Source organism: Polyangium mundeleinium (assembly GCF_028369105.1).
GTDB lineage: Bacteria > Myxococcota_A > Polyangia > Polyangiales > Polyangiaceae > Polyangium > Polyangium mundeleinium.
The window spans coordinates 7,153,919-7,173,937 of record NZ_JAQNDO010000001.1 but is presented as its reverse complement, the minus strand read 5'-3'; the positions used below and the strand labels follow the sequence as shown (position 1 = coordinate 7,173,937).

Below are 20,019 nucleotides of genomic sequence, written 5' to 3'. Positions count from 1 at the left end.
TCACTCCATCGCGGCGTCGCCCGTGTCGCTCGCGTCGCCGGCGTCGTTCATGGAAAGCGTCGTCGTGCCGGTGTCCGCGGCCTTCGCGACGAACGCGCAGTCGGCGAGCTGCTCGGGCTTGCGCGTGAGGACCACGCACGGCGTGATCGCGGCGGGATCCGCGGCCGCGACGAGCGGCTCGGCGGCGCAGTCGGCCATGCTCGCGGCGCCCGCGCGCGCGCAGGCGGCCACGGCGCGGACGGCCTCGACACAGCGGGCCGTCGCATCGGCGCCGGGCTCCTTGCCGCTCTGGAAGCCGTGCAGGCATTGATCGCGGTAGAGGTCGATGCAGTAGGTCGCCTCGGCCTCGGTGGCGCCGCAGGCCTGCGTGGCCTCGCACCGCGCCGATTCGATCTCCCGGCAGGCGTCGATCCCGACGGCGTCCGTGCCGCAGGCGCTGGCGAAGCTACCGACGAGAAGGCCGAAGGCCGCGGCGAGGAGGTGGCGGAGTTCGGGGCGCACGCGCACGGCGGTCGGGTAGCACGGCTCTTGGCCATGCGTCGAGCTTTCGGCAAAGCTACGCGCCCCGACGCCGCCCCGAGGGGACGTCTCCCGTCCAGGGCACGCGGGTTCCGGAAGGCATGACCACCGCGATGATCCTCTGCGCCGGCCTCGGCACGCGTTTGCGGCCGATCACCGACGAGATGCCCAAGCCGCTCGTTTGGTTCGGCAACAAGCCGCTGCTCTTTCACATCCTCGATCACCTCGCCGCCGCTGGCGTCGAGCAGGTCGTGCTGAACACGCACCACCTCGCGGAGCGCTTCGAGCCGCGGCTGTTTCTGGAGGTCCCGATCGAGGTGACCCTCGTGCACGAGCCGAAGATCCTCGGCACCGCGGGGGGCGTCGCGGCGGCGGCGCCCGCGCTCGGGCCGGGGGACGTGCTCGTCTGGAATGGCGACATCCTCGCGACGTTCTCCGTCACTGCGCTCGAAGGGGCCCACGCGCGCGCGAAGGCCAAGGGCGCGATCGCCACGCTCGCGGTCGCGTTCCGGGATCCCGAGAAGATGCGGGTCGGGGAGGGGACCGTGGGCCTCGGGGAGGATGGCTCGATCGTGCGGCTGCGCGGCGAGACGTTTGGTCGCGAGGTGCGGGGGGCGGATTTCGTCGGCGTGCAGATCCTCGGCGAGGTGGCGCGCGCACGCTTGCCCAGCGAGGGCTGCCTCGTCGGGGACGTGTACTTGCCGGCGCTCCGCGCGGGCGAGCGGGTCGCGGCAAGCGCGATCGTGTCGAGCTTCTGCGATCTCGGCACGCCCCAGGCTTATTTCGAGGAGAGCATGCACTGGCTCGCGGAGTTCGGATCGTGGCGCGGCGAGGACGTGCACGTGGATCCCGACGTCTCCCTCGCGAGCGTCATCCTCGGCGACGGCGTGACCGTGCGAGGGCAGGGCGAGCTTCGCGAGGTCGTGGCCTGTCCCGGCGCCGCCGTGGAAGCACCCCTCGAGCGCGCGATCGTTCTCGGGAGCGGTACGATCGTACGGATCCGAACGAATCGATCAGTCGGGGAAAAACGTCTCCACGTGCAGCGCGGGTGAGCCGTCTTCGAGCACGCCGCCCAGGATTGCCAGCGTCCCGTTCGGCGCGGCCACCACCGCCGCGCCCGCGCGTGGCTCCCGCAGCGGTCGCTCTTCCACGCTCGGGCCGCTCCGATCGATCACGAACACCCGCACGAGCTTCGCCGCCGTCGCCTCGTGCCCGACCACGAGCATCCGCGAGCCGCCCAGCGAAAACCCCTGCGCCCGCGTGATCCCGACGGGCAGCGCCGCGCCCGCCACCTCCTCGGCCGCGCATCCCGACGTGCAGCTCGGGCTCCACGTCCGGACCTTCGCGTCGGCGCCCATCGCATCGAGCCCGCCGACGAGCGCCATCTTCCCATCCCCCGCCACGACCGCTGCTGCGCCTTCCGTCGCGTCTGCGGGCATGTCCCTCGGCGCGAACGCCGTCCCGCCCTCCGGCAGCACCTCGAACCCCGCCGCAGTCGCGCTTCCCCCGGCCACCACGAGCCCCACGCCCGGCGCCCACGCCGCCGCCGCGCCCTTGCGCGCCGCCGACAGCCGCAGCACCGAGAGCGCGCCCGTCGAGCTCACCACCAGCACCTCGTCCGTCGCCGTCCCCGCCTGCGTCGCCCCGACCACGTAACTCGTGCCGGACGGCGACTCCACCACGAGCCCCCCGGCCACGTCGGCGAACGATCCCGCGCTCTCCGGCCACGCCACCGCGTACGCCGAGCCGCCCGCGTCCACCGCGCTCGCGCCCGTCGCCCCGACGAGCATCATCCCGCTCGGCCGTCCCACGATCGTCCGCGCTTCCAGCGGCATCGCTGGCGTCACGGACGGCCCCCAGCCGAGCAAATCGTAAAAATCCCCGAGCCGCACGTCCGCCGCCCCGTCCGCGCTCGCCGCCGCGCTCCCGCCCGTCGTCACCAGGAACTGCTCGCCGAGCACCGCGGCCGGCGCGTCCACGTGCGCCCGCACGAGCCCGCCCGGCGGCCGCGCCCACGTCCCGACGCGTTGCACGAACACCGGGATGTCCGCGCTCGCGAACGCGCCGGGCACGATTCCCGTGAGCGACCGGCCTCGCACGACCGTCGCTCCTTCCGCCGTGGTCCCCGTCACCTCGACGCCGAGCGGCTCGTCTTCGGGCACCTCGCCGAGGTCGAACGTCCCGCCGGGCGTCGTCTCCGCGGCGAACGTCGTTCCGGTCGCCGTTTTTGCTTCGATGCGGATCTTCGTCACGGCGGGCGTGGCCGAGAACGTGTCCGACTCGTGTCCCGTCACGATCTGCAGCGTCCGCTCGATCGGCTCCTCGCTGCATCCGCCCCCGAGGAGCGCCGCCGCCACGAGCCACCCAGCGCGCCGGTCCATTCGAGCGTTCACGCGGCGCGAGCGTAGCCCGAGCCCGGCGGCTTTTCATCTCGCCGCCGCGCCGCGCGCCCCCCGTGCTAGCAGGATCTCGCCGTGCTCGTCGGTCGACAGCTCCCCCTCGCGCCCGATCCGATCGCCCTCGCCGATCGCCTCCGCGAAACCGCCGCGGACCGCCTCGCTCTGCTCCACGCGGCCGATCGCACCCCTGGCCCCTACGCGCGCTTCTCCTACGTCGCGTGTGATCCCGACCGCCAGTCGAGCGCCCTCGATCCACTCGCCGACGACCCCGACTTTCCGTTCGGCGGTGCGACGGGCACGTTTCGGTCCGTGCCCCGCTGGATCGGCGTGCTGCCGTACGAGGGGCACCGGCAGCTCGAACGCCCCGGCTGGACACCGCGCGAGGGAGATCGGCGGCCGCGGGCGATGCTCGAACGGCCGCTCTGGCTCCGGTACCCGGCCGTCGTCGTGGTGGACCATGCCGAGGGCCGCGTGTTTGCGGTGGGCGTCACACAGGGCCACGTCGAGGCGCTCGCGCGTCGCCTGCTCGTGGCGCGTGCGCCTGCGGGGCGGGGGGCGTTCGCCGTCGAGGTCGCGGATGCGGAGCCGACGCGGCTTCACCTGGAGCGGATCCTCGCCGCCAAGGAGCTCATCGCCCGGGGGGAGCTTTACCAGGTCAACCTGGCGCGACGGCTCCTCGTCTCGCTCGTGCGGGGCGAGCCGCTCGATTTGCACCGCCGCTTGAGCGCCGCCGCGCCGTCCCCGTTCGCCGCGTGCCTGCACCTCGGTCGTGATCTGGCCGTCGTGTCCACGTCACCAGAGCTGCTCCTCGAAGCCCGAACGAGGCAATTGCCCGAAGGCATGGAGTTTCCGCAGGATAGAATGCGAACCTTCACGTCGAGCGTGCGAGAGGATCAAAAACGGTCGGATCGGGGAGGGGATTCACGACAAAGGCACGTTCTGAATTCGGTGCCTTTCGGGCGATTGTTCACGTGTCCCATCAAGGGCACACGACCTCGCGGAAAGGACGCCCGCGAGGACGCGGCGCTTGTCCAGGAGCTCGATCAAGATCCCAAGGAAAACGCGGAGCTCACGATGATCGTGGATGTGGAGCGTAACGATCTCGGTCGCGTCGCGGCCGTGGGCTCGGTTCAGGTTCTCCACGGGCCCGGTGTGGTGACGCACAGAACCATCCACCACCGCGAGGCCTTGCTCGGGGCGTGGACCCGGCCCGGCGCGACCCGGCACGACGTCCTCGCCGCCATGGTCCCGAGCGGCAGCGTCACCGGCGCGCCCAAGGTCCGCGCCATGGAGGTCATCGCCCGTCTCGAAAGCGCCCGCCGCGGCCTTTACACCGGCGGCTTCGGCCACGTCGCCCACGACGGCAGCGTCACCCTCGCCATGGCCATTCGTACCGTCGTGCTCCAGGGCCGCGAGGGCGAATACTTCACCGGCGGCGGCATCGTCGCCGACTCCGACCCCGCCCGCGAGCTCGAAGAGACCCGCTGGAAGGCTCTCCAACTCGAAAAAGCGGCAAATCGGGCCTTCGTGGGAGCGTGATGTACGCGAATGTAAGACTATGTGTTGACAGAAAGTTGGTGGTTCGAGCGGCCTCGGGGTACTAATCCGCCCGTACGATGGGCGTCGAAGAGCAAGTTCGGAATCTGGTGGTGGGTGCACTCACCGATCTGGCGGGGAGTGGGGTCCTGCCGTCGGAAGTCACGTCTGCAACGTTCTCCGTGGAGCGCCCGAAGCGCCCCGAGCACGGAGACCTGGCGACGAACGCGGCGCTCGCGATCCAGAAGGCAGCCAAGAAGCCGCCTCGGGAGATCGCGACGCTGCTGGCCGAGCGTCTCGGCAAAGAGGCCGACATCCGCGCCGTGGAGATCGCCGGGCCGGGTTTTTTGAATCTGCGCCTCGCGCCAGCGATTTATCAGCGCGTGCTCGGCGACGTGATGGCCGCAGGGCCGGCCTTCGGGCGAGGGCCCGCGGGGCTCGGCGAGCGGGTGCTCGTCGAGTTCGTCAGCGCCAACCCGACGGGACCGCTGCTCATCTCGCACGGCCGAGGCGCGATCCTCGGCGACGCGGTGGCGACGCTCCTGGAGGCCACGGGGCACCGCGTCACGCGCGAGTACTACATCAACGACTTCGGCAACCAGATCCGGCTGCTCGCGGCGAGCGTGCTCGCCGTGGCGCTCGGCCGCGAGCCGCCCGAGGGCGGCTACGGCAAAAACGACTACCTCGAGGATCTCGTCGCCTGGCTGCAGAAGACGAGCCCCGAGCTGATCGCCGACGACAAGGTCGAAGAGCTCGCGCGCGTGTGCGTGACGCGCATGCTCGACGGCGTGCCGGGCTCGAAGGCGCTGCCGGGCATCAAGAAGACGCTCGCGTCGCTGCGCATCCAGTTCGACGGCTGGTACTCCGAGGAGAGCTTGCACCGGTGGGGCCGCGTGAACGCGGCGCTCGCGGAGCTCAACACGCGCGGCTACCTCGAAGAACGCGAAGGGGCGCTCTTCTTCAAGAGCACCGACGAGGGCGACGACAAGGACCGGGTCGTCAAGAAGCGCGACGGCTACTTCACGTACTTCGCGAGCGACATCGCGTACCACGCCGACAAGATCGGCCGCGGCTACGACCGGCTCGTGAACGTGCTCGGCGCCGATCACCACGGCTACACGGCGCGGGTGCGCGGCGCGCTCGCGGCGCTCGGCTTGCCGAAGGAGCGCTTCGAGGTGGTGCTCTACCAGCTCGTGAACCTGCTGCGCGACGGCAAGCCCTACAAGATGGGCAAGCGGCTCGGCAACCTCGTCACGATCGAGGAGGTCGTCGACGAGATCGACGAGGCCGCGCGGAGGAAGGGCGCCGGCGCCGACGCGCTGCGCTACTTCTACCTCGCGCGACGGAGCGACACGACGATCGATCTCGACATCGAGCTCGCCAAGAAGGCCTCGATGGACAACCCCGTCTTTTATCTGCAGTACGGCTACGCGCGCCTCTGCTCGATCCTGCGCCGCGCCCAGGAAAAGTTTGGGCTCCAAGTTCCGAGGCACGCCCCCGCGCTCGCCGCGCGCCTCGAGCACCCGGACGAGCTCGCGATCCTCGGGCGCCTCGGGCGCTTCCCGGCCGTCGTGGCGGAGGCCTCGACGCTGCGCGAGCCGCACCGGATCCTGTTCTACCTGCAGGAGCTCTCGCAGGACTTCCAGAGCTACTTCACGCGGCTGAAGAAGGACGGCGACACGATCCTGCCGCTCGACGCGCAGGTGGCGGAGGCGGGCTGGCAGGAGAAGTGGGATCGCCCGAAGAGCGAGGCGCGGCTGCTCTGGATCGAGGCGATCCGCACGGTGTACGGCGCGGGGCTGAAGCTCGCGGGCATCACCGCGCTCGAGCGCATGCACAAGCTCGAAGGCGAGGCCGCCGCAGCAGAGACGGAGCTGGGGTTTGGGGCGGAGGACGCCGACGGCGATCCCCAGCCCCAGGCGTCGAACAAGGAGGCCGAAGCGTCATGACCGTACGTTCGGACATCGGGGACGGCGGGGCCATCAAGAACCTGGAGGACATCCAGGAGGCCGATCCCGCGTCGCGGCCGTCGCGCGCCTCGGCGCTCGTGCTCGCCTCGCTCGGCGGCGCGTGCATCATGTTCGCGGCCGTCGCGTTGCTCCGCGCGCCCGTGAAGGAGAAGCCGACGAACGTGGATCCGCTCGGCGATCTCGTGGCGAAGGCGCACCCCGCGGGCGTGAAGGTGGACAAGAAGCCGGATCTCGCCGGCCACGAGATCACCTTCCCGGGGATGCTCTCCGACACGAAGAACACGACGGCGCTCGAAGCCGTGCGCTCGCCGCAGGCCGGAAAGCCGCCGCCGGAGGGCGCGGCCGCGGAGGCGTTGCCGCTGCCGCCGGAGACGGTGGCCGACCGGTTGCCGCCGTCGCCGCTGCCGGCGCAGCACATCCTGCAAGCGCCGCCGGACTCGGCCGCGGGCCGCGACACGCTCACGCAGATGGCGAAGCACGTCGCGCGGGAAGACGGCGCCGAGGCCGCGGAGGCTGGTGGCCCGGGGCAGTACCAGCTCCAGGTGAGCTCGTTCAAGACGCAGCAGGAGGGCGACAAGTTCGCGGCCGCGCTGCGCCGACGGGGCCACCGCGCTTACGTCGAGCCCGCGATGGTGAAGGGCCGCGGACTCTGGTACCGCGTGCGCATCGGCCCCTTCAAGTACAAGCACTCGGCCACGATCTACCGGCAGGATTTTGAAGCGAAGGAGCGGCTCGTCACGTTCATCGTCGAGCCGCCGAAGAAGGACGCCCTCGCCAAGCTCGCGGACGAGAGCGCCGCGCAGTAATCGCTTACCGCCCGATCCCCCAGATCTCGCCCGTCGCCCACGTCGCGTCGAGCAGCGACAGCGCCCCGTGCACGACCTCCGCGGGCGTGCCGAAGCGGCCGAGCGGGGAGCGGGCGGCGAGGCGGTGCAGGCGCTTCGGATCGGCGTCGGCCTCGGGGTCGGCGACGATGCCGATCGCGAGCAGGTTGACGCGCACCTGCGGCGCGAGTTCGACGGCGAGCGCGCGCAGGCCCGTCTGCAGCGCGCCCTTCGCGGTCAGGTACGCGACGTGGTTCGGGAAGGGCCGCGTGACGCCCGCGTCGACGAGCGCGACGACCGCGCCCTCGGTGCGCGTGAGCTCCTCGGAGAGCGCGTTCACGAGCAGGAGCGGCGCGACCGCGTGCACGGCGAGCGTGTTCTCGAGGTCCTCGCGCGAGAGCTTTTCGAGCGGCGTGTGCGGGAAGGGGCCGCAGGCGAGGATGATGCCGTCGAGGCGGCCGCTCTCGAGCACGCGGCTCGCGATGCGCTCGGGCGCTGCGGGATCCCGCAGGTCGGCGCAGATGGTGGTGGGGCGGCCCGTGGGGTCGTGCGTGAGCTCGTCGGCGAGGGCGCCGAGGCGCGGCTCGCTGCGGGCCGTGATGGCGACGTGATCGCCGCGCTGGACGAGGGCCTTCGCGATGGCGACGCCGAGCCTGCCGGTGGCGCCGACGACGAGGATACGCTTCGGATCGTGGGGGATCGTCATCCCTGCTCCTGGTCTCTGTCTCTGTCTCTCGGGGGGGAAGGCTGGGCCTCGTTTGCGCGCGTGTCGTCTGCCACGGAGGCGGCGACGTGCAGCTCGCAGGAGAGCACGCCCTTCGTGCCGGCGATCTTGCCGGCGAGCGTGGAGAGGCTCTCCGCGGGGCCGCGCAGGACCATCGTGTCGAGGCAGCGCTCGCGATCGATCCGCACGTGCTGGCTCGCGACGACGAGGTCGGCGCTCCCGGGCTCGGGCTCGGCGATGCGCAGGACCTCGGCGCGCACGTGGGGCTTGTAGACGACGGAGAGCGTGGCGACGACGGCGGCGCCGCGGTCCCAGGCGGCGCGCGTGAGATCTGCGCGGACGAGATCGCGGATGGCCTCGGAGCGGTTCTCGTAGCCGAGCGCCGCGATGCGCCGATCGAACTCGGTGAGCAGCGCGCGGTCCATGGCCACGCCGAAGCGGACGAGGTCGCTCATCGTTCGTACACCGTATCAGCTCACTGCTTCTTCCGGTCGAGGTGCCTGCGCGCGGCCTCCTGGATGGCCGCGGTCACGTTCTTGCTCTTGGCGAGCTGGCGGACGTCCGCGTCGCGGAGGAGCGGGATCAGGCGCGTCGACAGGGAGAGGGGCGTCTTCGGGTTCTCCACGAGGTTGCGCTTGATGATGTAACTCTTCAGCCACTCGGCATTCGAGCCGAGGATGCGCAGCACCTCCTCGGAGACGTTCCTGTTCTTCGTGATGAGGTTGACGTCGTCCTCCTGGAGCATGGGGCTCCGGGCGACGGCGCTCGCCACGAGGCGGTTGCGATCGCGCACGAGCAGGAGCCGCTCCTCCTTCGAACCGAGCTGCGCGCGCCGCACCTTCTGGCTGATGCTCATGTCCGCGATGAGCTTGTAGAGCGGCTTGAACTTCGGCTTGACGGCCTCGGCGCCCTCGTCGCTCGCCTCGTGCGTGTCCTCGGGCGCGGGCGAGGCGAGTGCATCGGCGAGCGCGGCGGTCTCGGTGAAGAGGACGTCGTCGGGCGTGGGCTCCTCCGAGGCCTCGGGGATGAGCTCGCCTTCGAGCGCCGCCGCGGCCTCGCGGAAGGCGGGGATCCCGGAGAGCTCGAGGCCGTTCCGCCGCGCGAGGTCGACGATCCGATCGGCCGTGGACATGCGCGTCGCCCGGTTCATGTAGAGCAGCTCGATGAGCCGGGGGTGGGCGAGCAGGCGCGCCTCGTTCGTGGCCACGAGCTCGGTGATGGCCTCGGTCCCCGTGCGCGCGAGGTGCTCGATCGTCTCCAGATCGACGCGCGGCATCGTGACGAGCTTGTCGAGCACGTCGAGCTTGCCTTCCGAGGCCCTCGCGAGGGCGTCGATCACGGCCGGGTGGAGGTCGCTCGCGAGGGCGCCGGCGAGCAGGGGCGGGGGCAGGGCGGCGAGCGTCGCGCGCGCGGTGGCTGCGACGTCGGCGCGCTCGCTCTTCGCGAGGAGCACGACCACGGCGAGCATGGCAGGCGGCTTCAGGCCCGGCGCGACGCCGCGCGCGGCGAGCTCTTGCAGCTTCGGCGGCGCGCTCGGGTCGACGAGCTTTTGGGCTGGGCCTGGCAGGGAGCTGATGTCGATGGGGGGAGCCATGGGGGACCTGTGCTCTTCCGGCCGGCTTGCCATTGCTGGAGACCGTGCTCGGCACTATTCTCACCGACGTCGCGGTCCGTCGCGGCGAAAAGTTCGGGCCATGGGAAGCGAGCCTGCCGAAAGCGGGTTTCTCGTGACGTGGCAAGGCGTCCGTCCCGCCGGCGCGCGGGCGGAGAGCAGGGAGCTCGACATGGGGATCATGGATTTCGTCAAGGGTGGCGTGCGCGAGATGATGATTGCGCGCCCCGATAGGTTCAAAAACCTCATCGTCTACAAGCACCCGGATCAGAACATCCCGTTCTGGTCGCAGCTCACCGTCGACAGCGACGAGTGCGCGCTCTTCTTCAAGGACGGCAAGTACATGGGTTACTTGCCGCCGGGGCGTCACACGCTGCAGACGCAGAACATCCCGTTCCTGAACAACCTCATCAACAGCTTCACGGGCGGCGACGTCTTCATCGCGGAGATCTACTTCGTGAAGATGCAGCCGATCCGGAGCGTCCCGTTCGGCGGCCCGCTCGAGTCGATGGAGGATCCGATCCTCTACGAGTTCGTCACGCCGCGCATCTTCGGCGAGTTCTCGCTCGTCGTGACGGACCCGGTGCGGTTCGTCATCGGCTACCACGGCCAGGCGGCCGGCGCGCAGGACAACGACGTGATCCTGAACTGGATCAAGGGCCTGTTCTTCATGAGCGTGAAGACGGTCATCGGCACGATGTGTGCGCAGCAGGGCAAGAGCCTGCTCAACCTCGGCGGCATGAGCATGGAGATCGCGGGGCGCATCCAGCAGAGCGCGCCGAACCTCGACGAGATCGGGGTCAAGATCCTGCAGATCGGCAACTTCAACATCAACTTCGCGGCCGACGATCAGAAGCGCCTCACGGAGGCGAACAAGGCGCGGGCCGAGGCGCGGCGCGGCGTCGGGATCGCGGCGGACACGGCGCGGGCGCAGCAGTTCCAGCTCGATCAGAAGTTCCAGCAGGACGCGCGGTACGTGCAGCACCTCGCAGGTTCGCCGGCGTGGAACAACTACGCGTCGGGGCAGGCGATGATGGGCGCGGGCGAGGGCATGGCCAAGGGCGGCGGGAGCACGGGCGTCGCGCAGCTCGGCGCGCAGGCCGCGATCGGCATGGGCATGGCGCAGATGATGCAGCCGCAGAACTTCCAGCAGCCGCAGTACGCTCAGCAGCAGCAGCCCCCGCAGCCGCAGCAGGCGGCGGGCGGGACGCAGAGCGTGGAGGTGCGGCTCCAGAAGCTCGCTTCGCTCAAGCAGCAGGGCCTCATCAGCGATGAGGACTTCAACGCGCGCAAGGCGAAGATCCTCGAAGAGATCTGAGCGGCCGAGCGGCCTCGGCGATGAGCGCGGGCGCCTCGCGGGATCCGCGGGCGCCCGTGCTTCGTCCTTCGTTTTCGAGGCGTGAAGGCGTTTCGAGAAGGTTGCCCGACGCTCGGGCGGATTGATACCTTGGAGCTCGGGGGCTGGTCGGCGGGGGCCGTCGGTTTGTCCCCGCGTGGAAGACCATTTTGAGGACGCGGCCTGCCGGTTCCTCGGTTAGAGTTGTTCAGTGGCGCGAACCATCCGTATAGGGAATGACGCTCCGGCGCCTTCGCCCGCCCCTCCTCGCGAGTCGAACGGAGCCGCCGTGGACGCATCGCTCGTGGCCGACGGGAAGCAAAAGCGGGCGCGCGCCCGGCGCTGCCCCGCGTGCGACAAGTGCTTCTCCGGCGAGGTGCGCTTCTGCCCGTTCGACGGCGACGCGCTCATCGACGCGCCGGACTGGAACCCGAACGCCGATCCGCTGATCGGCCAGATCATCGACGCGCGGTACGAGGTCGTGTCGGTGCTCGGCGAGGGCGGCACGGGCTCGGTGTACGAGGTCCGGCACACGACCCTCGGGCGCAGGTTCGCGCTCAAGGTGCTGCGCGCCGACATCGCGCGGGACGCGCAGATCGTCACGCGCTTCATCCAGGAAGCGAAGGCGGCCGCGGCGATCGGGCATCCGAACATCGTCGCCGTGAGCGACTTCGGCGAGGTGCAGCCGGACAAGAGCGCGCCGCTCACCTCGAAGGTCCCGTACTTCGTGATGGAGCTGCTCACGGGCAGCTCGCTCGCGAGCGTGCTGCGCAGCGAGCGGATCCTGCCGGCGGATCGCACGGCGGCGATCGGGCTCCAGTGCGCGCTCGGCCTCGCGTCCGCGCACGAGGCGGGCGTCATCCACCGCGATCTCAAGCCGGACAACGTCTTTCTCGTGCGCAGCGGCGATCGCGAATTCGTCAAGCTGCTCGATTTTGGCCTCGCGAAGATCGCGGGCACGAGCCGCGTCACGCGCCAGGGCATCATCTTCGGCACGCCGCACTACATGAGCCCCGAGCAAGCGATGGGGCAGCCGGTGGATCACCGCACCGACATCTACGCGCTCGGCGTGATCATGTACGAGTGCCTGACCGGCCGCGTGCCCTTCGAGGCCGACAGCTTCAAGGGCGTGCTCGATCAGCACATCCACGGCGCGGCCGTGCCCGTCGAGCAACGTGTCCCCGATCCCACGCAGATCGGGCCGCTCGGCGACATCATCAATCGGTGCCTCGCGAAAAACCCGGCCGAGCGGTTCGCCACGATGGCGGAGCTCGCGGCGGCGCTCGAAGAGGCGATGGGTCTCATCCCGCAGAGCGGCGATCTCATGTTCGGCGAGGAAGGCCAGGCCATCGGACCGCCGCGCGTGGAAAAACGCGAGGCGCCCGCCGCGTCGGCCGCGCGTGGGCCGCTCGTCGTGGTGCTCGCCGCGGCCACGGTGATCGCGCTCGGCGTGGTCGCGTATCTCGCGATCCAGCCGCCGCTCAACCCGCCGACGACAGGAGCGACGGCGACCGCCCCCACGGCGCCGACCGCGCCGACGGCCACGGTCCCGGCGACGCCGACCACGCCGGCCGCGGTTGCGACGCCTGCGCCGACGCCGACCGTGACGACACCGCCCGCGATCGCGACGGAGGATCCGACGGCGCCGACGCAGACCACGCAGGTCGCGCCGCCTCCGACCGGCACGCAGACGGCCGTGGTGCGTCCGTTTGGCACGACCACCGGCGGGACGTTGAAGAGCACAGGGGCGCCGCCCACCGCGACCGCGCCTGCGACCACGCCGACGGCGCCGCCCGCCACGACGACGAAAAAGAAGTCGGGCGGCGGTGGAGACGTCGTCGATCCGTGGGGCTAGCGGAGAACGCCGGCGTTCTCGATCACGTGCGAACGACGGGCCCTTGCTGGCGGGATCGCCCGACTTGACACCCGACGCGCGCCCTCGCCATCCTTCCTGGGCGGAAAACCCTCGTGGCAAAACAACAGCTCCTCCTGGTCGACGCTGACGCCCGCAGCCTGCGGGTGCTCGAAGTAAGCCTCAAAAAGGCCGGTTTCAGCGTCACGACGGCGCAAGACGGAGCAGATGCCCTTTCGAAGATCGAGCTCTCTCCGCCGGACCTGATCCTCACCGACACGCGTTTGCCGAACATGGACGGCTACGCGCTCGTGCGGCGGCTCAAGGAGAACCGCGACTGGGCGTCGATCCCCGTCGTCTTCCTCACGAGCCAGAAGTCGATCGAGGACAAGATCCGGGGCCTCGAGCTCGGCGTCGAGGACTACCTCACGAAGCCCATCTTCGTCCGCGAGCTCATCGCGCGCGTGAATCTGCTCATCGCGCGGCGTACGCGCGAGGGCATCGCCACGAAGCAACAGAACCAGACCGGCGGTCGTACGCGCTTCGCTGGGCTGGTCTCGGACATGGGCGTGGTCGACTTGCTGCAGACCTTCGAGGTCAGTCGCAAGAGCGGCATCGTGCACATCCGCTACGAGCGGCACGACGCGCACATCTACTTCCGCGAAGGCAAGGTCGTCGACGCGACGCTCGGGCGGCTCATGGGAGAGGAGGCCGTTTACCGCGCGCTCCTCTGGAACGAGGGATCGTTCGAGGTCGAGTTCTGCAAGGTCGACAATGTCGACGTGATCGGCGCCTCGACGCAGGGCCTCCTGATGGAAGGCATGCGGCGCGTCGACGAGTGGGGGCGCCTGCTCGAAGCGCTACCGTCGCTCACCACGGTGTTCGAAGTGAACGCCGAGGAGCTCGTCGATCGGTTGAACGAGATCCCCGACGAGCTGAACGGGATTCTTCGGCTGTTCGACGGTCGTCGTGATCTGATGGCCGTCGTCGATGCGTCGCCGTTCGAGGATCTCTCGACGCTGTCGACCATTTCAAAGCTCTACTTCGAGGGGCTGCTCGTTCCGCGCGTGGAACCCTCGGAGCCGCCGGCGCCGCTGGAAGACGCGGTCGTGGGCGAGCACGGGCACGACGAGGCGGCGCCGCAGACCGCGATGGCGCGTTCGCTGCTCGGCGCGACGTCGTCGCAACGCGCCGTCGTTCCAGGTGAGCCGATCGCGCCGATGCCGGGGGAACTGCTCTTCGAGGATCCGGTCGTGCCGGCCGCGTCGTCGATGTTGCTCTCGTCGGCAGCGCCGGTGAGCTCGCGGGGGCGAGGTGCGGGCGCGTGGGGCGGCGTGACGAGTCCGATTCGATCGATCGGGATCGCGCCTGCGCCCGAGAGTCGGCTGAATCCGCCGCGCGGGCCGGAGACGATCCGGCAAGGAACGCCCGGCGCGAGCGTGGTGGCAGGCACGCGGTCCGCCGAAGAGGAGCGGCCGCCGCAGACGCGTCGTGCAGGTGGGAAGGGAGCGCTCGGCGTGCCGGACCGGCTCGCCGCGGACGAGGGTGAGGAGACCGCGCCGCCGACGACGGCGTCGGGTCGAGTGCCCGGCGCACCGCCGCCCGCCGCGTCGTCGCCGGAGCCGGCAGCAGCCGATGCAGCCGCGGACCCCACGCCGGAAGAAGCGCCGGAGCCGCTGAAGGCAGCCGAGACGACGCAACGCACCGAGCGTGAAGCCGTGGCTCTGCCGGAGCCCGAGGCCGCGCCGGAGGAGACGGCGTCGGAGGCGGCCGAGGCACCGGCCGAAGCGGAAGCGGCGCAGCAGGAAGAGGCGCCGGCCGAGGCTGCGGAGGCGGCGCAGGAAGAGGCGCCGGCCGCGGAGGAAGCAGCGGCCGCGGAGGAAGCGACGGACGCGGCGGAAGAAGCTCCGGCGGAGGCGAACGCGAGCGACGAGGGCGCGGCGTTCCCCGCGGAGGAGCCGGACGCGGAAGGAGCGGGCGAGCCGCTGGAGGAAGCGGCCAGCGCGGAGATGGCGCGCATCAGCGAGCCGCCTCCGTCGAGCGACGTGCTCCCGATCGGGCCGTCGCCCGAGCAACGCGCGCGTCAGGCGCGCATGATGAAGATCGTCGGCGGGGTGCTCGCCGTGCTCGCCGCGCTCGTGTTGATCGGCGTGGTGAAGCAGCAGTTGTCCGGACGAACCGAGACGAAGGGCACGACCCCGGCGCCGCTGCCGACGCAGGTCGCGCCTGCGCCGACGCCGACGACCACGCAAAACGCGGTCGCGCCTGCGGCCACGACCCAAGCGCCTCCGCCTGCGCCGACGCCGACGACCACGCCGACGACGGAGCCCACGGCCGCGCCGACGGCCGAGCCCACGGCGGCCCCGTCGTCCGCGCCGAGCTCGCAGTCGACGTCCACGGGCAAACCCGCGGGTGGCGGCGATGCGCCCGCGTCGGAGCCTGCGCCCGCGCCCACGCCGGCGGACGACTCGGGCCCGCTGCCGGTGCGGATCCAGAAAGCGATGGAGTCCGGCAACATGGGCAAAGCGCGGCAGCTCGCGAAGCAGTACACGCAGCAATCTCCGGGCAGCGCGGAAGCTTGGTACCTGCTCGGCGCGGCGGGCGGCGGCGCGTCCGCGTTCCGCAAGTGTGCCGAGATCGCCGGCCCCGAGTCGGCGCGCGGCGCGGAGTGCCGCGCGCTCGCCGGCATGTGATCACGCGCCGTTGTTCGGAGCGCGGTCGATCCGCGGATCGAGGAGCGGCGCGAGCAGATCGACGAGCAAGGTCGAGAGCACGACGGCCGTCGACGCCACGAGCACCGTCGCGACGATGACGGGCCCGTCGCGGTTCAAGAGCGATTCGACGGCCATCTGCCCCATGCCCGGCCATCGGAAGAGCCGCTCGGTCACGACGGCGCCGCCCACGAGCGCGCCGAGATCGAGCGCGGCGAGCGTTGTGATCGGGACGAGCGTCGTGCGCAGGCCGTGCACGACGAGGGCACGCGCGCGCGAGGCGCCCTTGGCGATCGCGGTGCGCACGTGGTCTTCGGCGAGCGCCGTGCCGAGCTCGACGCGGACGAGCCGCGCGTAGAGGGCGCTCCCGTAGATGCCGAGCGTGAGGGCCGGCAGCACGAGTGAAAGGAGATGTTCGCCGGGGGTTTTTCCGGGGCCGTCGTAGGGGAGGACGCCAAGGCGATGCGCGAGCACGTACTGGAGCGCGAGCCCGGTGAGGAACGTGGGGGCGCTGATGCCGAGGAGCGAGAGGCCCGCGCCGAGCTCGTCCCAGCGGGTGCCGCGGCGCGCGGCCGTGCTGATGCCGAGGCCGAGGCCGAGGGTGAGCTGCACGAGGAGCGCGGCGAGCGCGAGCTCCAGGGAGCGCGGGAGTTTTGCTGCCACGAGGTCCACGACGGGCCGCCGGTAATGAAAGCTGTGCCCGAGGTCGACGTGCACCGGCCCGATCGCCGCGCAGCTCCGGTGCTCGGGCTCCTTGCGCGCTTCGGCGGTGGGGCCACTGCCGGTGTGCACGAGCCTTCGCATGAAGCGCAGGTACTGCACGCGGAGCGAGCCTCCATGTCCGTAGAGCTCGCGCGCGCGCGCGACGTCGGCGGCCGAGGCCTGCGGGCCGACGAGCATCCGCACCGGATCGCCCGGGAGCACGTGCACCAGGACGAACGACACCATCGTCACGCCGTAGACGACCACGAGCGCCCAGCCGACGCGTCGCGCCATGCGCGCGAGGATCATCGCCACGGAGCACCTCGTCGCGCGCCGAACGGGAGCAAGAGCGACGCGGGGCCGAGCGACGCGCGCGTTTGCGTCGAGGCGAGGGCGATTGTGTCGATCCACGTGTCGCGGAAGCGCTGCGGGACGACCGGGTGCGGCGTGTAGCCGCGGACGTAGGGCTGCCAGATCTCGAAGACGCGAGGCGAGTACGTCGGCGCCCACGGGGCCTCGTCACGGACGATCTCTTCGGCGCGCAAGAAGAGGCGGCCACGCGCCTCGGGATCACGCTCGCTCGACGCGGCGCCGAGCACACGGTCGAGCTCCTCGTGCGCGAAGAAGGCGTAGTTCTGCGAGTGCTCGTCGCTGATCGCGCGCGATGAGAGCGTGGGCTCGAAGAAGTTTCCGGGGTCGGGGAAGTCGGCCTTCCAGCCGGCCCAGCCCATCGGCGTCGTGCGCCTGCGCGAGGCTTCCGCGAGGTACGTCGCGTAACTCGTGAGCCGCAGCCGGATGCGTAGACCAATTCGCGCGAGCTGCTGCGCGAAGATCTCGGCCGCTTGTTGTTCGAAGGTGTCTGCGGGCGCGAGGTAGTCGATGGGATGCGGGTAGCCGCCGCGGCCCGTCGCCGGATCAAAGGCGTAGCCAGCGCGCCGCATTTCTTCGAGCGCCGCGGCGAGGTCGTGGCGGCGCATGTGCGGGATGCCGTCGGCGCCCGGGATGCCTTCGGGCAGCACGCGTGAGGTCTCGCGTGCTTCGACGCGGACCTTTTCGAGCACGCTCGGATCGATCGCGAGCGCCACCGCGCGGCGCACGGCGCGCACGTCGAAGGGCGGGAGCTCGGTGTTCATGAAGATCGCGTTCGTCGCGCGGGAAGGCGAGAACGCGTGCTGCCCCGACCACGCGGGGCTCGCGCGGTAGAGGGCGGCGTCCTGGCTGCCGAGGTCACGCGTGTAGTCGAGCGCGCCGCGTTCGAACTTGTAACGTTGCGAGGTGGGGCGCTCGCTCGTGTGCCACTCGATCGCGTCGAGGTAGGGTTTGCCAGGTACGAAGTAGGCCGCGTGTCGCGCGAGCCGGATCGGCCCCTCGGGCTCCCACGACGCGACGCGAAAAGGGCCTGCGCCGCAAGGCGTCGGCGGACGAGCGGCATCCACGGTCGCGCCGGACGACGGGCAGACGGGCGCGGCGAAGCCGAGCGTGAGGAGCGGGAGGAACGTCGGGTCGGGGCGCTCGAGCGTGATCTCCACGGTGAGGTCCCCCGTGGCGCGCACGCCTTCGAGGTGCGGCGTTTTTCCCGCATGGAAGGCGGAAAAACCCTGGATGGACGCGTAGTGGCTCGCGGCCGGGCAGGGCGTGCGCGGGTGGAGCGTGCGTTCGAGGGAGCGCGCGACGTCGGCTGCGCGGAGAGGCGCGCCGTCGTGGAAGACGACGTTGTCGCGCAGGAAAAACGTGTACGTGCGGCTGTCGGCCGAGACCTCGAGGTCCCGCGCGAGCTCGGGGACGATGCGGCCGTCTTCGGCAAAGGTCACGAGGCGCGCGAAGACGAGGTCGGAGAGCGCCGTCGCGGCCTCGTCATACGCGAGCGCGGGATCGAGCGTGCGCACGTTGACGAGGGTCGCGACGCGGAGCGTGCCCCCGCGCATGGGCGAGCGGTCGGGCGGGGGCGCGGCGATGGGCGGCGCGACGGGCGCGGGGCGGACGACGGCGACGAGGAGGAGCGCGGCCACGACGAGCAGGAGATCGGCTTGCAAGCGCGCCTTCGGGGGGGTTTGTCCCGCCGGAGCATCTAACGCGTCGCGCAGTCCCTCGCCGACACGACCGAAGGCGAGCACCGAGAGGAGGATGGCGATCGCGGGGGCGGCGACCAGGCCGAGGCGCGTGCCGACGAAGGGCTCGGCCTCATGCAGCATGCGGCCCCACGTGGCTTCGGGCGGCGGTACGCCGAGCGAGAGGTACCCGAGCACGGCCTCGGCGAGCATCATTTGCCCGACGCTCGTGGTGGCGAGCACGGCGATGGAGTTCGCGGCGTTCGGCAGGACGTGGCGTAAGACGATACGCACATGCCCGGCGCCGAGCGCGCGCGCGGCCGTGACGAACGAGAGCGAGCGGATCTGCATCGTCTTCGCGCGGAGGACACGCGCGAAGCCGCCCCAGCCCGAGAGGCCGAGCACGCAGAGCACGGTGAGCGTATCGGATCGACCGACGAACGCACCGATCGCCGTGACGGTGAGCAGGAAGGGGAGCGCGAGCAGGATGTCGACGATCCGCATGAACGCGACGTCGATCGCCCCGGCGCGCGTCCCAGCGGCATACCCCGCCGTCACGCCGACGACGGTGCCGACGAGCGTGGCGATCAACGTGGCGAGGGCCGCGATGCCGAGCGAGAGCCGCCCGCCGTGGGCGAGGCGCGCGAGCACGTCGCGGTAGAGGGCGTCGGTGCCGAGGAGGTGCGCGCGCGAGGGGCCGGGGGGCGCGCCGAGCGCGTCGCGCACGAGGGAGAAGTCGCTCGTGTTGGGATCGTGCGGGAGGAGGAGGGGGCCGAGGAGCGAAAAACCGACGAGGCCGAGCACGAGGAAAAACCCCGTACGTTGCGCGGGGTTTTTGACGAAGGTCCGCGCGGCCTCGCGGACGTTCACCGTTTGCCCTCCAAGAACTGCGCGGCGAGGTCGGCGAACTCGCGCGGGCGCTCCTCGTGCGGGGCGTGTGCGGCGTCGAGGATCGCGAGCTTGGCCTGGGGCAGCTCGCGGGCGAGGCGCTGCGCGGAGGCGGCGGGGAAGATGCGATCGTCGCGGCCCCACACGACGAGCGTGGGCGTCGTGATGCGCGTGATGCGCGCGATGATCGGCCGCGTGTCGAGGATGCTGCGCAGCACCGCGTACGCGCTTTCGCGTGCGGAGGGGCCGTTGAAGAAGTCGTAGTGCTGATCGATGCGCTCGTGCGGCAGCGCCGCGCCGGGGCGGAAGAACTCGTCGCGGAAGTAGGCGCGGAACGTCCTGCGCCCGTAGAGCTGCTTGAAGATCGCGCCGCCGATCACGGGCAGGAGCGGCAAGCGGCCGCGGAGGCTCAGCGGGAACGGGTAACAGAGCGCGTCCTCTACGACGAGGCGCGTCACGAGCTCGGGGTGCTCGGCTGCGAGCGTGAGCGCGACGGCCGCGCCCATCGCGTGGCCGATGACGGAGGCGCGGCCGACACCGAAGGCCGCGATGAGATCGGCCATCGACTCGGCGAAGGCCTCGATCCCGTACGGATACCGCGTCGGGCTCGGCTTCTCGCTCTCGCCGAAGCCGGGCAGATCGGGCGCGATGACGTGAAAGCGCGGGGCGAGCGCGTCGATGATCTCGTCGAACGAGCGGTGGCTCGTGAGGAAGCCGTGCACGAGCAAGAGCGCGGGCCCCGAGCCCGCTTCGAGGACACGCATGCGGACGCCGCGGGCGTTGACGTCCCGCAAGACCCGCGCGGGGGGGTCGGGGTTCTTGTCGGCCATGGGAGGAGGCAAGCCTATCAGTCGTGCGGAAAGGGGCAGGCTGTGTAGGGAAATGCACCAATTGACGG

Annotated in this window: 15 protein-coding genes; 7 read left to right on the top strand and 8 right to left on the bottom strand. The window is 71.0% G+C overall.

Annotation, left to right across the window (positions count from 1 at the left end; translation table 11 throughout):
• Positions 1-507 carry a hypothetical protein gene (locus tag POL67_RS28370; protein WP_271922611.1) on the bottom strand — a complete coding sequence of 169 codons (507 nt, stop codon included), beginning with the start codon at positions 505-507 and terminating at the stop codon, positions 1-3.
• A 113-nt stretch (positions 508-620) separates the two neighbouring features.
• Here POL67_RS28370 and POL67_RS28365 point away from each other — a divergent pair, with 113 nt between their 5' ends.
• The gene (locus POL67_RS28365; protein ID WP_271922610.1) at positions 621-1,571 is read left to right on the top strand and encodes a nucleotidyltransferase family protein; all 951 of its coding nucleotides are present in this window, start codon (positions 621-623) and stop codon (positions 1,569-1,571) included.
• Here the strand turns inward: POL67_RS28365 and POL67_RS28360 are convergent.
• A complete protein-coding gene (locus tag POL67_RS28360; protein WP_271922607.1) occupies positions 1,533-2,912 on the bottom strand; it encodes a hypothetical protein in 1,380 nt (459 codons plus the stop codon). The genes POL67_RS28365 and POL67_RS28360 overlap by 39 nt on opposite strands.
• Positions 2,913-2,993: 81 nt before the next feature.
• Between POL67_RS28360 and POL67_RS28355 the strand changes: the two genes are divergently transcribed.
• The 3 genes from POL67_RS28355 to POL67_RS28345 all read left to right on the top strand — a co-directional run bounded on the left by POL67_RS28355 (position 2,994) and on the right by POL67_RS28345 (position 7,230).
• A complete protein-coding gene (locus POL67_RS28355) occupies positions 2,994-4,457 on the top strand; it encodes a chorismate-binding protein (RefSeq protein WP_271922605.1) in 1,464 nt (487 codons plus the stop codon).
• A gap of 77 nt (positions 4,458-4,534) precedes the next feature.
• Complete coding sequence (argS, locus tag POL67_RS28350; RefSeq protein ID WP_271922603.1) at positions 4,535-6,403, top strand: arginine--tRNA ligase; 1,869 nt, start codon at positions 4,535-4,537, stop codon at positions 6,401-6,403.
• Positions 6,400-7,230, top strand: coding sequence for an SPOR domain-containing protein (locus POL67_RS28345; protein ID WP_271922601.1), 831 nt, complete (start codon positions 6,400-6,402; stop codon positions 7,228-7,230). The genes argS and POL67_RS28345 overlap by 4 nt, the downstream gene beginning before the upstream one ends.
• Positions 7,231-7,234: 4 nt before the next feature.
• Here POL67_RS28345 and POL67_RS28340 read toward each other — a convergent pair whose 3' ends face one another.
• Genes POL67_RS28340 through POL67_RS28330 form a run of 3 tightly spaced genes read right to left on the bottom strand, consistent with a single transcriptional unit; the run spans position 7,235 to position 9,566 of the window.
• Positions 7,235-7,954: an SDR family oxidoreductase gene (locus POL67_RS28340; RefSeq protein WP_271922599.1), complete on the bottom strand. Its 720-nt coding sequence runs from the start codon at positions 7,952-7,954 to the stop codon at positions 7,235-7,237.
• Positions 7,951-8,427: a nickel-responsive transcriptional regulator NikR gene (gene nikR, locus POL67_RS28335; protein WP_271922596.1), complete on the bottom strand. Its 477-nt coding sequence runs from the start codon at positions 8,425-8,427 to the stop codon at positions 7,951-7,953. The genes POL67_RS28340 and nikR overlap by 4 nt, the downstream gene beginning before the upstream one ends.
• Before the next feature lie 20 nt (positions 8,428-8,447).
• Positions 8,448-9,566 (bottom strand): hypothetical protein, encoded by a 1,119-nt coding sequence (locus tag POL67_RS28330; RefSeq protein WP_271922594.1) that lies wholly within the window; start codon positions 9,564-9,566, stop codon positions 8,448-8,450.
• 100 nt (positions 9,567-9,666) lie between these two features.
• Between POL67_RS28330 and POL67_RS28325 the strand changes: the two genes are divergently transcribed.
• The 3 genes from POL67_RS28325 (at position 9,667) to POL67_RS28315 (ending at position 15,465) form a co-directional block, all read left to right on the top strand.
• Entirely contained in the window at positions 9,667-10,902 is a 1,236-nt protein-coding gene (locus tag POL67_RS28325) for an SPFH domain-containing protein (RefSeq protein ID WP_271922592.1), read from the top strand.
• 307 nt (positions 10,903-11,209) lie between these two features.
• Entirely contained in the window at positions 11,210-12,775 is a 1,566-nt protein-coding gene (locus POL67_RS28320) for a serine/threonine-protein kinase (protein ID WP_271922590.1), read from the top strand.
• Positions 12,776-12,888: 113 nt separating this feature from the next.
• Positions 12,889-15,465, top strand: a complete 2,577-nt coding sequence (locus tag POL67_RS28315; protein ID WP_271922588.1) for a response regulator — start codon at positions 12,889-12,891, stop codon at positions 15,463-15,465.
• Here the strand turns inward: POL67_RS28315 and POL67_RS28310 are convergent, their stop codons facing one another.
• Genes POL67_RS28310 through POL67_RS28300 form a run of 3 tightly spaced genes read right to left on the bottom strand, consistent with a single transcriptional unit; the run spans position 15,466 to position 19,951 of the window.
• Complete coding sequence (locus tag POL67_RS28310) at positions 15,466-16,494, bottom strand: ABC transporter permease (protein WP_271930903.1); 1,029 nt, start codon at positions 16,492-16,494, stop codon at positions 15,466-15,468. It abuts the gene before it with no gap.
• Positions 16,491-19,103 carry an ABC transporter substrate-binding protein gene (locus POL67_RS53750; RefSeq protein WP_271922586.1) on the bottom strand — a complete coding sequence of 871 codons (2,613 nt, stop codon included), beginning with the start codon at positions 19,101-19,103 and terminating at the stop codon, positions 16,491-16,493. The genes POL67_RS28310 and POL67_RS53750 overlap by 4 nt, the downstream gene beginning before the upstream one ends.
• Entirely contained in the window at positions 19,100-19,951 is an 852-nt protein-coding gene (locus POL67_RS28300) for an alpha/beta fold hydrolase (RefSeq protein WP_136929649.1), read from the bottom strand. Before POL67_RS28300 ends, POL67_RS53750 begins: the two co-directional genes overlap by 4 nt.
• Positions 19,952-20,019: the final 68 nt, after the last annotated feature.

Excerpts from the sequence above, each read along its gene's own strand:
- POL67_RS28310 (WP_271930903.1), bottom strand. The coding sequence starts at position 16,494 with ATGATCCTCGCGCGCATGGCGCGACGCGTCGGCTGGGCGCTCGTGGTC.
- POL67_RS28345 (WP_271922601.1), top strand. The coding sequence starts at position 6,400 with ATGACCGTACGTTCGGACATCGGGGACGGCGGGGCCATCAAGAACCTG.
- POL67_RS28330 (WP_271922594.1), bottom strand. The coding sequence starts at position 9,566 with ATGGCTCCCCCCATCGACATCAGCTCCCTGCCAGGCCCAGCCCAAAAG.
- argS (WP_271922603.1), top strand. The coding sequence starts at position 4,535 with ATGGGCGTCGAAGAGCAAGTTCGGAATCTGGTGGTGGGTGCACTCACC.
- POL67_RS28325 (WP_271922592.1), top strand. The coding sequence starts at position 9,667 with ATGGGAAGCGAGCCTGCCGAAAGCGGGTTTCTCGTGACGTGGCAAGGC.
- POL67_RS28300 (WP_136929649.1), bottom strand. The coding sequence starts at position 19,951 with ATGGCCGACAAGAACCCCGACCCCCCCGCGCGGGTCTTGCGGGACGTC.
- POL67_RS28340 (WP_271922599.1), bottom strand. The coding sequence starts at position 7,954 with ATGACGATCCCCCACGATCCGAAGCGTATCCTCGTCGTCGGCGCCACC.
- nikR (WP_271922596.1), bottom strand. The coding sequence starts at position 8,427 with ATGAGCGACCTCGTCCGCTTCGGCGTGGCCATGGACCGCGCGCTGCTC.
- POL67_RS28365 (WP_271922610.1), top strand. The coding sequence starts at position 621 with ATGACCACCGCGATGATCCTCTGCGCCGGCCTCGGCACGCGTTTGCGG.